Raw genomic sequence first — 13,208 nt, 5'->3', positions numbered from 1 at the left:
CGGCGCTCACGCCTTCCTGAGCCGGTCGAGCCGGGCGGCGTCGAGCGGCACCGCCGCCGCCCGGAAGCCGTCCCACGGATCGGCGGCCAGCGCCGCCAGCCGCGCCGGCAGGTTGACGGCCGTGAAATGGCCGGGGCCGATATCCGGCCCCAGTTCCTCCCAGGTCAACGGCGTCGAAACGGTGGCGCCCGGCCGCGCCCGTGTCGAATAGGGAGCGACCGCCGTCGCCCCGCGCTGGTTGCGCAGGTAGTCGACGAGGATCTTGCCGTGCCGCCTGGACTTGCTGATGGTGGCGACGAACCGCTCGGGGCTGTCCGCCGCCATCGCCTCGGCGAGAGTGCTGGCGAGGGCCTTTGCCTCGGGCCACTCGGCTTCCGGCTTCAGCGGCGCCACGACATGCAGGCCCTTGCCGCCCGAGGTCTTCACGAAGGCGGCGAGGCCGGCATGGACAAGTCGTTCGCGCACCTCTCGCGCTGCCTCGATCACTGCCGGCCAGGCGACGTCCTCTCCCGGATCGAGGTCGAGGATGATCATGTCCGGCCGTTCCCAGTCGGTCAGGGTCGAGCCCCAGGGATGGATCTCCAGGACGGCCGACTGGACGAGGGCCATCAGCCCGTCGAGATCGTTGATGGCGAGGAACGGCTCGCCGTTCGGGTCCTGCGGATCATCGACCGGCACGATGTTGGGGTTGATGCCCTTCCAGGCGTGCTTCTGGAAGAACCGCGCGCCGTTGATGCCCTTCGGGCAGCGCAGGAGGGCGAGCGGCCGCCCCACCACGAAGGGCGCGATGAGGCGCCAGACCTCGGCATAGTAGTCGGCGAGTCCCTCCTTGGTGACGCCCTCGTCCGGCCAGTAGAGGCGGTCGGGATGCGTGAGCCGGACCGTCCGGCGCTGCGGCCTTGGTGCCTTGGCCGACTTGGGGCTTTCCCGCACGATCTCCTCCGCCGCCTTGTCCTCGCGCAGCCCGCGAAAGGCGGCGTGGCGGAGCTGGCCATCGGCCGTCCAGGCGCGGAACTCGACCTCCGTCACCAGCTCCGGTCGCACGAACGTCACCTGCCGCGCCTCGTCGGTGGTCAGCGGCGAGCCGAAGGGCGAGGTGTCGATCCGCAGGCGTTCGAGCCGGTGGGCAAGATCCTCGGCCACCGCGTGGCTGAGGCCGGTCCCAACGCGGCCGACGTGATGCAGCTGGCCCCCCTCGTGGATCCCGAGCACCAGCGAGCCGACCAGCTTGCGCGACACCGTGGAGGGCACGTAGCCGGCGATGACGAATTCCTGCCGCGCCGAGCACTTGGACTTGACCCAGCTCCGGCCGCGGCCGGCCCGGTAGGGCGCATCGCGCAGCTTCGAGACGATGCCTTCGAGGCTCAGCCGGCAGGCGTGGCGCAGCACCATGGTGCCGCTGTCGTCGAAATGGCGGCTGAAGCGCACGGTGCCCCCGGCACCGGCGACGATCCGTTCGAGCAGCGCCTTGCGTTCGATGAGCGGCAGGCCCCTGAGGTCGTAGCCGTCGAGATGGATGAGGTCGAAGGCATGGAAGACGAGGCGATCGTGGCGCCCGCTGCTAAGGTCGGCCTGCAAGGCGGAGAAATCCGAGGCGCCGGCATCGGTTTCAACGACCATTTCACCGTCGATGAGGGCGGCGCCGACGGGCAGGTTCTGAAGGTCGGTGAAGACGGCCTTGCCGAATTTCTTCGTCCAGTCGAGACCGCCGCGCGTCAGCAGCTTGACCCGGCGCGCCTCGATGCGCGCCTCCAGCCGATAGCCGTCGAACTTGATCTCGTGCAGCCATTGCGGGCCGGTGGGGGCGGCGGCGACCAGCGTCGCCAGCATGGGCTCGACGAAAGCGGGCAGGGCGGCTTCCTTCGCGCCCGTCAGCGTCGCCAGATCCGGCAGGGCAGGCTCGCCAGCCGTCGCCGGTCTGGCGGGCCGGCGGCCCGGTGCTTTCCCGGTCCCCGGCGACGTCCGCGACCGGCCGGCGACGTCCGCGAGCTGTCGCCCGGATTTGACCGATTCCGGCCGTTCCTCCAGGATGTCCTTGGCGCCCTGCGGCCGGGCGAATAGGTCCTCGGCCTTGATCAGCAGCCAGTTGTTGCGCCTTTCGCCGGGACGTCTCGACATCCGCACCAGATACCAGCGGCCGGCGAGCTTGCGGCCGTCGAGTTCGAATTCGAGCCGGCCCCTTTCATAGCCCTCCCGTGGATCGCCGATCGGCGACCAGGTGCCGCGATCCCAGACGATGACCGTGCCGCCGCCGTATTTGCCTTTCGGGATGGTGCCCTCGAAATCCCGGTAATCGAGCGGATGGTCCTCGACCTCTACCGCAAGGCGCCGTTCTCCGGCCACCAGGCTCGGCCCCTTGGTGACGGCCCAGCTTTTCAGGACGCCGTCCATCTCCAGCCGGAAGTCGTAGTGCAGGCGGGTCGCATCGTGCTTCTGGACGACGAAGCTCATGCTGCCCGCCGGGGCGAGCCGGCCCTGGGGTTCGGGCGTCGCGGAGAAGTCGCGCTTCTGGCGATAGGTTTCGAGCGCCATGGTCGCCTCCATGAACTGCCGCGAAATGGAATCCGTGACCGACGATCAAATCCAGAACGCGGCATCGGACGTGCGGTTCCGCAACCTCTCCGGCGGGCGGCGACGCCGTGACCTGTGGCGAAGGCGCTCAAGGCTCGATCAGCAAGGCTCAAGTCGAGAGGATGATGACGGTCCGGTCGTCGAACAACTGCTCCGGTCCCGATCCCTTGACGCCCCAGTGGCTCAGGGTCTTGGTCGGGTCCTCGCGCTCGATGCGCGCGGCCACTGCCTCCCAGTCGGCGAGCGCCGTTCCCGTCGGCGGTTCGAGATAGCCGTCGCTGAAGATTTCCACGCACCGCACCGAGCCGCGCGGCCGCTCGAAACTGATCAGCCCGAACCCGCGCGACACCGTGCCGTCGATGACGGCATAGCCGAGCGGATGATCGGCCTTGTTGGCGTAGCCGTATTGCCCTTTGGCGATGCCGGCCCTCAGCATCGGCTCGACGAAATCGAGGAGGGCGTCGCCCAGCCGGCCGGTGAGCATCCGTCGCGCCTCGGCAACGACGTCGGCCGCCTCGTCTGCCGACATCAGCGCCGGAACGGCCTCGTCGAAGCCGTGGAAGACGCCGCGTCGCGAGTCCGGCTCCAGCGCCGCTTCGGCATGGCCGCGACGCCTCAGGTGGTGGTAGAGCGCCACCCGGCCGGCCGACATGATGTCGTCGATCGGCTTGAGGCTCTGGAAGGTCTCCGTGCCATTGACGCGGATGCCGCTGTCGCCGACCAGGGTGAAGCGCAGTCTGTCGCCGATCTCTTCCACCAGCGCCATGGTGGTGGCCGCCGATATCGGCCGGCCGCGCGACCGGCTTTCCATCTCGAGCGCTGCGCTGAGCCGGGCATTGAGGATGGCGACCAGTTCCTCCGGCGTCTTCGTTCCCGGCTTGTGATTGGCCAGCGTGTCGATCAGCGCCGCCGAGGCCTGCAACGCGGCGAAGCGTCCGCTGCCGACGCCGGCGACCAACGTGCCGTTGACGTCGGTGGCGCCGTCGAAGACGGCGTAGCAGCGCCCCGGAACCACCACCGGGATGTCGTCGCCGGCTTTTCCGGGCGTCGTGTATTTGGAGACGGACAGGCAATCGATACGCATGAAACGATCCTCGGGCATACGGATGCCGCCCGCTCGGTGGCGGGCGGCGTGCCGGGGCGAGACGTCAGACGAAGGCGCCCTCGCGGTTCTCGGACAGGCGGAAGACGATGAAGACGCAGATGCCGGAACTGACCAGCAGGATGGTCGACAGCGCCGCCGCCAGGCCGAACTCGCCGTCGAGCACGGCGGAGTAGATCTTGATCGGCATGGTCGCCGTGGCGCCGGTGTAGAGCAGCAGCGTCGACGACAGCTCGTTGATGGCGGTGATGAAGCTCATCATGGCGCCGACGACGATGCCGGGGATCATGATCGGCACCGTCACCTTCAGGAAGGCCAGCGCCGGCGGTGCCCCGAGGTTGACGGCCGCCTCCTCGATCGACGGCTTGATCTGCCTGAGGATCGACGAAGTGGAGCGGACGCCGTAGGGCAGGCGGCGGATGAACACCACCAGGATGATGATCAGCGCCGTGCCGATCAGGTCGACCGGCGGCCGGTTGAAGGTCAGCGCGAAGCCGATGGCCATGACGACGCCGGGCACCACGTAGGGCACCATCAGGAGGCTGTCGAGCAGGCCCGACAGCCAGGTCTCCCGGCGCACCACGATATAGGAGATGAAGGCGGAGGTGACGGTGATCATCGCCACCGCGGCCAGCGCGAAGGCGAAGGAGTTGCCGACGACGTTGGGCAGCTCGTTCCACACCCGCGCATAGCTGGTCAGGCCGAAGGCGCCGGTGAACACCGGACCCTTGGTCGCCAGGATCGAGGTATAGAACACCACGATCATCGGCAGCGCCGCCAGCAGCACCACCAGATAGCAGAAGGCATGGACCAGCACGCCGAACAGGCCGGACAGCGGCTTCTGTTCGGGCAGGTTGGTCAGCGCGCCGGCATAGCGGCGCTTGCTCAGGAAATAGCGTTGCAGCAACACCGCCGCCATGGAAATGAAGATCATCAGCATCGAGATGGCCACGGCGATCGACGGCGTGCCGCCCATTTCGGCGGTGTACTGGTTGTAGGCGATGGTCGACAGCGTGCGGAAGTTCCGGCCGATGATCGCCGGCGTGCCGAAGTCGGCGATCGACAGCACGAAGGCGAGGATGGCGCCCGAGCTGACCGCCGGGAACACCAGCGGCAGCGTCACCCGGAAGAAGCGCGAGGTCGGCGAGCAGCCGAGGTTGGCGGCCGCCTCCTCGAACGACCGGTTGATCGAGCGCAGCGCGCTTTCGGTCATCAGGTAGACGAAGGGGAAGAACTTCAGCGTGAACACCAGGATGATGCCCGGCGTGCCGTAGATCGACGGCACGGCGAGGCCGAGTTCGCGCAGCGGCCTGGTGACCCAGCCGTTGTTGCCGAGCACCAGGATCCAGGAATAGGCGCCGATGAACGGCGGCGACACCAGCGCCAGCACCGCCACCGTCGAGATCAGGCTGCGGGCCTTCACCTGGAAGCGGGCGACGAAATAGGCGAGCGGCACGCCGATCAGGCAGGCGCCGGCCATGCCGCCGACGCCGACCAGCATGGTGTTGCCGAGCGCGCCGAGATAGTAGGGATGGCTGAGCACCGTCGCGTAGTTGGCGAGGGTGTAGCCGCCCGTCTCGGGATCGACGAAGCCGACGACGAACACCTCCGACAGCGGGGCGATCAGCAGAATGGCGATCATCGCCAGGCAGAGGGCGAAGACGACGTTCCAGAAGTTGAACAACGGCATGATCCGTCGCCGGCGGGAAGCGGGAGCGGCTGTGACGGTCATGACAGCAGCCTCCCGTTGTCGGCATCCTCGTAAAGCGCGAAATCGGCGTGCGGCAGCGAAATCTCGATCGGGTCGCCCGGCTTGAGGCGCACCGCGTTCGCCTCCGGCGCCACCAGCGCGGTGATCGCGACGTCGCCCGTGTCGACGGCGATCTCAAGCTCGCGGCCGATGAACATGGCGTGGCGCACCGTGCCGCCGAGGGTGACGGCCGCATCCGGTTCGCCCGCCCCGAGCCGTACCTTTTCCGGGCGGATCGTCGCGATGGCCGGTCCGGCGAGGCCGGGAACCAGGCATGGCATCGAGGTGCCGGCGAGTTCGAGGCGGCCATCGGCGGCCACCGCCTTCAGCCGGTTGTTGGAGCCGACGAAGGAGGCGACGAACAGGTTGGCGGCGCGGCTGTAGATGTCCCAGGGCGCGGCGACCTGCTGGGCGATGCCGCCGTACATTACGCAGACCTGGTCGGAGATGGCGAGCGCCTCCTCCTGGTCGTGGGTGACGTAGACGGTGGTGATGCCGAATTCCCGTTGCAGGTCGCGGATGTCGCGCCTCAGCTCGACGCGCAGCTTGGCGTCGAGGTTGCTGAGCGGCTCGTCCATCAACAGCACTTTCGGCCGGATGACCAGGGCGCGCGCCAGTCCGACGCGCTGCTGCTGGCCGCCGGAGAGCTGGTGCGGCATGCGGCTGGCGAGCGGCCCGAGCTGGACGATGTCGAGCATCTGCCCGACGCGCGCCTTCAGCTCGGCGGCCGGTACCTTGCGCTGGCGAAGCCCGAAGGCGACGTTGTCGAAGACGCTGAGATGGGGGAAGACGGCATAGTCCTGGAACACCATGCCGACGTCGCGCAGGTGCGCCGGCTTGTCGCCGATCGACACGCCGTCGACGTGGATGCCCCCCTCGTCCTGGATGTGGAAGCCGGCGATGGCGCGCAGGAGCGTGGTCTTGCCACAGCCGCTCGGCCCGAGCAGCGTGAAGAACGCGCCGGAGGCGATATCGAGCGAGATGTTCTTCAGCGCCGTGAAGTCGCCATAGCTTTTCTTGAGGTCGGTGATTTGTACGCGCGCCATGTCGGCAGCCCCCCGCGAAGATAATCGGGTCATTCGGCAAGATGGGCGGCCGGCCGCGCCGGCCGCCCGGTCCGGCGTTACTTGGTCATGATGACTTCATTCCACTTGGCGAGGGCGGTCTTCTGATAGCCGGCAGCCCATTCGAGGTCGTACTTGATGAGCTTCAGCGACGACAGCGGCGTCAGCATGTCCGCCGACGGCACGTCGACGCGCACCGGGCGGCGGCCGATGGAGGCCACCAGCTTCTGTCCTTCCTCGGACAGGGCAAAGTCCATGAAGGTCTTGGCGGCCTCCGGGTTGGCGGGCGTCGCCAGCATGGCCATGCCGTCCGCCTGCGCCGTGGTGCCGTCGGCGGGATAGATCACGTCGACCGGGCCGCCGCCGATCTTGAAGCGCAGGCCGACGTCCTCGTTGGCGATGCCGATGGCCGCCTCGCCGTCGTTGACGAACTTCGGCACCGCGCCGGACGAGTTGGCAAGCTGGGTGTTGTCGAGGATGCGGCTGTAGAGGTCCCAGCCCTTGTCGAGGCCGTAGATCTGCAACAGGGCGGCGAGCTGGATATAGGCGGACGACGACTTGTCGAGGCGGGCGATCGAGATCTTGTCCTTGTACTTGGGATCGGCAAGATCCTCCCAGGTCTTGGGGCGGTCGGCTTCGGCAAGCTCGTTGGTATTGATGACGAAGCTGGTGGCGACGACGGTGAACGGCGTCCAGTGGCCACTCGGCTTGACCTCGGGGACGATCTTGTCGGCATCCTTCGGCGTGTAGTCGCCGAAGAGGTCCGGATTGGCCTGCAGGATCTCGCCGCCGACCGACCACAGCACGTCGGCGGTCTGGCGGTTCTTCTCGGCCTTGAGGCGGTTGATCAGTTCGCCGGCGCCGGCCTTGATCAGCTCCACCTTGATGCCGGACGATGCCTCGAAGGCCGGAATGATCTTGTCGACGATCTCCTGCGGCGCGGCGGTGTAGACGATGACCTTGCCGTCGTCGGCGAGCGCCATGGACGGCGCCGCGACGGCGAGGACGGCGAGGGCGGCGAGAAGTTGCTTGTTCATGGTTTCCTCCAAAATCGGCTTTTCGGGCCGTAGCGGGCCGAACTCCCCTCGGTGTCGAATGCCGATGCCGGCTCGGCCATGCCGGCATCGATGGGGTCGGGGCGGCGGGCCAGCCGTCGCCCTTCGGTGTCGTCGTTCGGTCGTCCGGCGGGCTGGCGCCGCCGGCGGCTCCCCTCAGGCCAGCGCGGCGCCGCCGGTCGGCGGGTAGCGCGGCAATTCGATCTCCACCACCGTTCCCTGTCCGGGGTGCGATGTGAGGTCGATGCGTCCGCCGGACTGGTGGACGAAGCCGTAGACGGTGGCGAGGCCGAGGCCGTTGCCCTGCGCCGCCGGCTTGGTGGTGAAGAACGGCTCGAAGACGTGGTCGAGCACCTCGGCCGTCATGCCCGATCCGTTGTCCTCGACGCGGATGCGGATCTTGCCGTCGGCCGTCGGGCCGGCGGCCAGACGGATGACGCCTTCGCCGGAAATGGCGTCGCGGGCGTTGAACAGCAGGTTGATCAGGGCGTTCTCGAGCTGCCCCGCGTCGATGAGCGCCACCAGCGGTCCGGCCCGTTCGCCTTCCTTGACCGTTTCCAGGCGGATCGGCCCGCCGAAATTGTCGTGCAGCAGATCGGCGAGCGCTTCGATGACCGCGTCGATATCGGTCGGAGTGGGTTCGAGCGAGCGGCGGCGGCCGAAGGTCAGCAACTGCTGGACCATCGACGAGCCGCTTTCCGTGGCTTCAAGGGCGCGCAACGCCCGCTGGTTGTTGGGCGACCCGGCGTCGGTGGTCTCCTGGATGAGCTGGACGTTGGCGGAGATCGCCGTCAGCACGTTGTTGAAGTCGTGGGCGATGCCGCCGGTGAAACGGCCGATCGCCTCCAGCCGCTCGGCCTGGTGCAACTGCCGCTGCAACTGCTCCCGCTCGGCGACCTGCGCCTTGAAGACGCCGAAGGCGGCGGCGAGCGCGCCGATCTCGTCGCGGCGGCCGGTGCCCGGCGCCTCGACCGCGGTGTCGCCGGCCGCCAGGCGGCGCATGGCGTCGGCAATGCCGGTGAGGTCGGCGATGGCGCCGCGCAGGAAGGCGTTGGCCGCGACGAAGGCGGCGGCGAGCACCGCCAGGCCGATGATCGCCGCCGCGATCTTGCCGATCCGGAGAACCCTTGCCGTCTCGGCCTGCCGGGCGCCGCTGGCGTCCGCCAGCAGCTCCGAATAGTCCCGGCTGAGGCGGGCGATGTCGCGGGCGGCGGTGTCGGCCGAGGCGATCAGTTGACGCTGGCGGCTCTCGACGTCGATCACCGTCAGGCGGCGCTCGAACAGCGGCACCAGAAGCGTCAGCGCCATCGGCCGGCCGTCGTGGCCGAGCAGCTTCAGGAAAGCGGCCTGCTGGCGTTCCACCTCGGCGCTGTCCGAGGAGGCGATCGCCGCGCTGGCCAGCGACAGGGCGACGGCGATGGTCGGATGGCTGCCGTCGTCGGCGAGAAGGACGCTCTTGAGGAGCGCCAGATCCTGGGTGGCGGTGCGCATGCCGGCGCCGGCGTCGATCGCTTCGGCCACGGTGGCGGCCAGATCGGTGACGATGGCATTCAGCCGGTCGGATGCCTGGACGAGAGCCGGCACGACGGGCGGGACGCCGGAAGACGCCGGCTCGGCAGGCTTGAGGGCGGGCAGCGACTGCGTGAGCGTCGAAAACCGCCGCAACTCGTCCCGCAACGCCATTTCCGCCTGCGACAGGTCTTCCCGGTCGCCGATGTCGCGGAACCGGCGCGCCGCCAGCGACAGGTTGGACGTGCTCTCGGAAAGCTCCACCATGCGCCGTGCATCGGCGATCGACTCGCGCTGCATCTCCGACAGCAGCCCGTCGAGCCGTTCGAGGCCGACCAGCGCCGCGCCCTCCACCAGCACGATGGCGCCGAAGACGATCGCCGATGCCAGGAAAAGGCTTCGGCGCAGCCCTCGCTGGCGCGCAGGCGCCGGAGTGAGGGAAACTGGGTGCGGCGAAACGGCCATGCCTGCGATCTCCTGCGTCAACGTCCTGCCGACCATGATTGCCGGACACCATCCCTATGTCAGCAAAGCAATCCGGACACGGCATTCGGTGGACGGCAAAGGCGGGCTAGCGCCGTGCCGCGGCGCTCCGGCCTGTCGGCACGGGGATCGATGGGGCGTTGACCGCAGGCTGCGGCAGGCCTCGAAATGGCCGGGCGGGCCTCTGGCTGGGGACTGTCATGATCGCTCCTCCGTCGCCTGCGGTCCGGGCATACCGGCCGACAGAGGGTGCGAACATCCCCCGTCCCCTCCACCGCAGATAACGGCATCAGAGTTGGCGGGGCATGTGAACGCAGTATTTCGCGATTGGCGGTGCGTTTGTAATACTGTTCATCGATCCGCCGGCGAGGCGATCTGCTGCTGCGAAAAACCACTTGAAGCCCTTGACCTCGCATGAAACCTTGCCGGGATTGGCGGCAGACGGGGAAGGCCGTCCGGGAGGCGAGGTTGATGCCGGACACCGAGGTGCGCGAGGCGGCGCGGAGACTGCGCGTCGCGGTCGTCGACGACGACCGCGCGGTCCGCGACGTCGTCTGCGATACCCTGGAAAGCGACGGCATCGAGACGGTTGCCTGCGCCTGCGCCGCCGATCTCTTCGCGGCCGTGGCGCGGCCCGAAGGGCTCGACATGATCATCCTCGACCTGCAACTGCCGGACGGCGACGGCTTCGGCATCGCCGCCGGCATCAGGGCGACCAACCCGCTGCCGATCATCATGCTGACGGGGCGCGGCGGCGATCTCGATCGCATCATGGGGCTGGAGATCGGCGCCGACGACTATGTGGTGAAGCCCTTCAATGCCCGGGAACTGCTGGCGCGCGTCAAGGCGGTGCGTCGCCGCATGACCAACGATTTCGACGCCGCCCGGCCCATCCGCAACGGCTACCGGTTCCTGGGTTACGTCATGGACGTCGACCGGCGGCGGCTGACGGCGCCGAGCGGCGCGCCCGTGGCGCTGACGGTGGCCGAGTTCGACCTTCTGCATGCCCTGGTGCAGCGCCACGGCCGGGTACTGTCGCGCGACCAGCTTCTCGAGATCACCCACCGGGCGGCCGACGACATCTTCGACCGCACCATCGACGTGCTGATCCTTCGCCTTCGCCGCAAGATAGAACCGAACCCGACCAGCCCGCGCTTCATCAAGACGGAGCGCGGCCACGGCTATGTGTTCGACGTCAGGGTGGAAGAGATCGGCGCCCGGTAAGCGTTCCGCTCGGTGCGCCACCCTTCGCGTGACCGGTCAGCCTGCCGGCACCCCCTTGACCGGCAGGCTTGATGCCGTGCTTTGCGCCGCCAAACCGGAAGGGCGTTTCCAGTGGATCGCCCACCTTGCTCGGCCGTGCATCGCGCGCGTCGATGTCCCGAAGAGCCGCTCGTCCGCGCATCCATCCCCTGAGATCACCGAAACGGTGACACAGCGTTGGGGCGCCAACGAACGGTTCTCCGGGACTTCCCGATGTCAGTCCTGCTTGCGGCCCCTGAAGTTCTCGCGCACCTTGTCCAGCCAGCCGACAAGCCGCGTGACGGTCTGCCGCCCGTCGCCGAAGAACTCGGCGATCTCGCTTTCCAGTTTGCCGGGCTTGGTGGAGTCCTTGTCCGGCAGCGGCGGCAGGATGTGGGCATAGTAGGTCTTGTCCAGCAAGCGATGGAGCAGACGCTCGCCGGGGAAGGGGGCATTGTTGTTGATGGCACGCGCCGCCTTCAGAAGCGTGCGGATATCATACTGAACCGGGCTGATGTCCGGCACTTGCTTGCGCAAGCCCAGCAGCGTGTAGACGCCGACGCGCGCCGTGCGCACCGAACTGTCCATCGTGAAGATGATGTCGTTCGAGGTCTCGACGAACTGCCCGAGCAGCGCCAGGTTGGTGCATCCCGCCGGCACGACGCGCGGCCTGTCACCCGCCGCACGCGGCATGAACATCGAGGTGATGTAGGGCATCAGCGCCAGTCGCGCCTTGGTGTTGGCGACGACCGTGTCGAGATGCTGCTCGATCCCGAGGTGATAGCAGAGTTCGGCGATGATCTCCCGCCCGGTGCAGGCCGGCATCGGCTTCTTGATGTAGTTGCCGTCCTCTCTCATCAGCAGGGCATAGAGCCAGACCACCAGGACATCGTCCGGCTGGTTCGGGAAGTGCGGCTGCCGATTGCAGGTGAAGCTCATCACCCAATTGGAATCCGTGAAGGTGATGATGCCGCCGGTGACTGTCTTGCCCGAATAGGGATCGTTGACCGATAGTTCCTTCAGCTTGTCGACGAAGGGCGACGGCTTGCAGGTCAGCGTGACCGACTCCCACATCGACTTGTCGGTGTCGCCGTAAAACTTCTCCGGCTTGCCGAAGATCGGCGACTTCCTGGCAAGATTCTTCCAGAGGGCCCACTCGCTGGCGTCGCCGGGCTCGTGCCGCCCCCGCTCGAGGACCGGCGCGTGATCCATGTCGCCGTAAGCGGTGCCCTCGGTCATCGAACCGGTCAGCGCGAAGACCACGTCGTTCGGCCCGACGGTGATCGTCTCGTCCTTGCCGCCGATCTCCGCCCTGATCGCGGTCACGGTATAGGTGTCTCCCGCGACCCTCATCTCCAGGTCATAGACGCGGGTGTTGAACTGCACCTTGACGCCCCGCTGGCGCAAATGATCGATCAGCGGACGGACGAAGCTGTCGTACTGATTGTACTTCGGGAAGACGAGCGCCGACATGTCGTTGAGCCCGTCGATGTCATCGAGCAGGCGGTGCATGTAGAGCTTCATCTCGAGCAGGCTGTGCCAGTTCTCGAAGGCGAACATCGTCCGCCAGAAGAACCAGAAGTTCGTCTCGAGGAAGCCGGGGCTGAAATATTGCTCGATGGTGATGTCGTCGAGGTCTTCCTTGCGCTTGAGCAACAGGCGGACCAGCTCCCACTGCTGCGAACGCGTGAGCCCCAGCATCGAGAAATCGCGAATCTCGCCGCGCTTGTGCATCAGGCGGGCCTTCGAGTAGTTCGGATCGGCGTCGTTGACCAGACGATACTCGTCGAGGACGCTGAAGCCCTTCGGCAGTTCGAGCGCCTGCACGTCCTGGAACATGTCCCAGATGTTGTCATAGTTCCAGTTCATCTCGCGGCCGCCGCGGATGATGTAGCCGTCATCGGGGTTTCCGGCGCCGTCGAGCGATCCGCCCGCCACGTTCATGGCGTCGAGAACGGTGATGTTCTCGCCGGGCATGCCGCCGTCGCGGATCATGTAGAACGCCGCGGCGAGCCCGGCGATGCCGCTGCCGATGATCCAGGCCTTGCGTCCCTCAACCTGATCGGCCGGCACCGGCCGGTTGCGCATGTAGGCGCCCATCATGTCCGGCGGCGGCAGGGTGTTTTCGGGGTTGTAGCCCCAGTAGCCGGCGGTGGCGTCGTTCTCGACCTTGAACGGGCCGTTGTTGTCGGCCTGAAGAGAGGGCACCTTGGTCATTTGACATCCTTTCAACTTGGCAATGCCGGATTTCCCTGCGACGGCCTTTCCGGCCCGGACAGCACGAGGACGCCGCCGCCTTGCGGCGACGTCCCTGGCGGCGAGGTGTGGCATTGCTCATTCGGCAAACGCGGGGGACAAACACCCTTCGCGTGAACTCTCGGGCGGCAACCGCCTGCCGTGGATGACCGCCGCGCGCGGCGGCGATCCCAAGG

At 67.5% G+C, this 13,208-nt stretch carries 8 protein-coding genes; 1 reads left to right on the top strand and 7 read right to left on the bottom strand.

The window, feature by feature from the left end:
• Positions 1-6 precede the first annotated feature (6 nt).
• From ligD to H512_RS0117075, 6 genes are all read right to left on the bottom strand, one after another.
• Positions 7-2,532 (bottom strand): DNA ligase D, encoded by a 2,526-nt coding sequence (ligD, locus tag H512_RS0117100; protein ID WP_026784490.1) that lies wholly within the window; start codon positions 2,530-2,532, stop codon positions 7-9.
• 148 nt (positions 2,533-2,680) lie between these two features.
• On the bottom strand, positions 2,681-3,655 hold the full coding sequence (locus H512_RS0117095; protein WP_026784489.1) for a hypothetical protein: 975 nt from the start codon (positions 3,653-3,655) through the stop codon (positions 2,681-2,683).
• Between the two features lie 64 nt (positions 3,656-3,719).
• The gene (locus tag H512_RS0117090; protein WP_026784488.1) at positions 3,720-5,405 is read right to left on the bottom strand and encodes an ABC transporter permease; all 1,686 of its coding nucleotides are present in this window, start codon (positions 5,403-5,405) and stop codon (positions 3,720-3,722) included.
• Complete coding sequence (locus H512_RS0117085; RefSeq protein ID WP_026784487.1) at positions 5,402-6,469, bottom strand: ABC transporter ATP-binding protein; 1,068 nt, start codon at positions 6,467-6,469, stop codon at positions 5,402-5,404. Before H512_RS0117085 ends, H512_RS0117090 begins: the two co-directional genes overlap by 4 nt.
• A 77-nt stretch (positions 6,470-6,546) precedes the next feature.
• On the bottom strand, positions 6,547-7,524 hold the full coding sequence (locus H512_RS0117080; protein WP_053239995.1) for an extracellular solute-binding protein: 978 nt from the start codon (positions 7,522-7,524) through the stop codon (positions 6,547-6,549).
• 174 nt (positions 7,525-7,698) lie between these two features.
• Positions 7,699-9,516 carry a sensor histidine kinase gene (locus tag H512_RS0117075; RefSeq protein ID WP_026784485.1) on the bottom strand — a complete coding sequence of 606 codons (1,818 nt, stop codon included), beginning with the start codon at positions 9,514-9,516 and terminating at the stop codon, positions 7,699-7,701.
• 489 nt (positions 9,517-10,005) lie between these two features.
• Between H512_RS0117075 and H512_RS0117070 the strand changes: the two genes are divergently transcribed.
• A complete protein-coding gene (locus H512_RS0117070) occupies positions 10,006-10,758 on the top strand; it encodes a winged helix-turn-helix domain-containing protein (protein ID WP_053239994.1) in 753 nt (250 codons plus the stop codon).
• A 255-nt stretch (positions 10,759-11,013) separates the two neighbouring features.
• Here the strand turns inward: H512_RS0117070 and H512_RS0117065 are convergent, their stop codons facing one another.
• Positions 11,014-12,993 carry an oleate hydratase gene (locus tag H512_RS0117065; RefSeq protein WP_026784483.1) on the bottom strand — a complete coding sequence of 660 codons (1,980 nt, stop codon included), beginning with the start codon at positions 12,991-12,993 and terminating at the stop codon, positions 11,014-11,016.
• Between the last annotated feature and the right edge of the window lie 215 nt (positions 12,994-13,208).

The sequence above is a fragment of the Pleomorphomonas koreensis DSM 23070 genome (genome assembly GCF_000425185.1).
Taxonomy (GTDB): domain Bacteria; phylum Pseudomonadota; class Alphaproteobacteria; order Rhizobiales; family Pleomorphomonadaceae; genus Pleomorphomonas; species Pleomorphomonas koreensis.
This window is presented reverse-complemented; position numbering and strand designations above follow the sequence as displayed.

Excerpts from the sequence above, each read along its gene's own strand:
- H512_RS0117095 (WP_026784489.1), bottom strand. The coding sequence starts at position 3,655 with ATGCGTATCGATTGCCTGTCCGTCTCCAAATACACGACGCCCGGAAAA.
- ligD (WP_026784490.1), bottom strand. The coding sequence starts at position 2,532 with ATGGCGCTCGAAACCTATCGCCAGAAGCGCGACTTCTCCGCGACGCCC.
- H512_RS0117070 (WP_053239994.1), top strand. The coding sequence starts at position 10,006 with ATGCCGGACACCGAGGTGCGCGAGGCGGCGCGGAGACTGCGCGTCGCG.
- H512_RS0117090 (WP_026784488.1), bottom strand. The coding sequence starts at position 5,405 with ATGACCGTCACAGCCGCTCCCGCTTCCCGCCGGCGACGGATCATGCCG.
- H512_RS0117065 (WP_026784483.1), bottom strand. The coding sequence starts at position 12,993 with ATGACCAAGGTGCCCTCTCTTCAGGCCGACAACAACGGCCCGTTCAAG.
- H512_RS0117080 (WP_053239995.1), bottom strand. The coding sequence starts at position 7,524 with ATGAACAAGCAACTTCTCGCCGCCCTCGCCGTCCTCGCCGTCGCGGCG.
- H512_RS0117085 (WP_026784487.1), bottom strand. The coding sequence starts at position 6,469 with ATGGCGCGCGTACAAATCACCGACCTCAAGAAAAGCTATGGCGACTTC.
- H512_RS0117075 (WP_026784485.1), bottom strand. The coding sequence starts at position 9,516 with ATGGCCGTTTCGCCGCACCCAGTTTCCCTCACTCCGGCGCCTGCGCGC.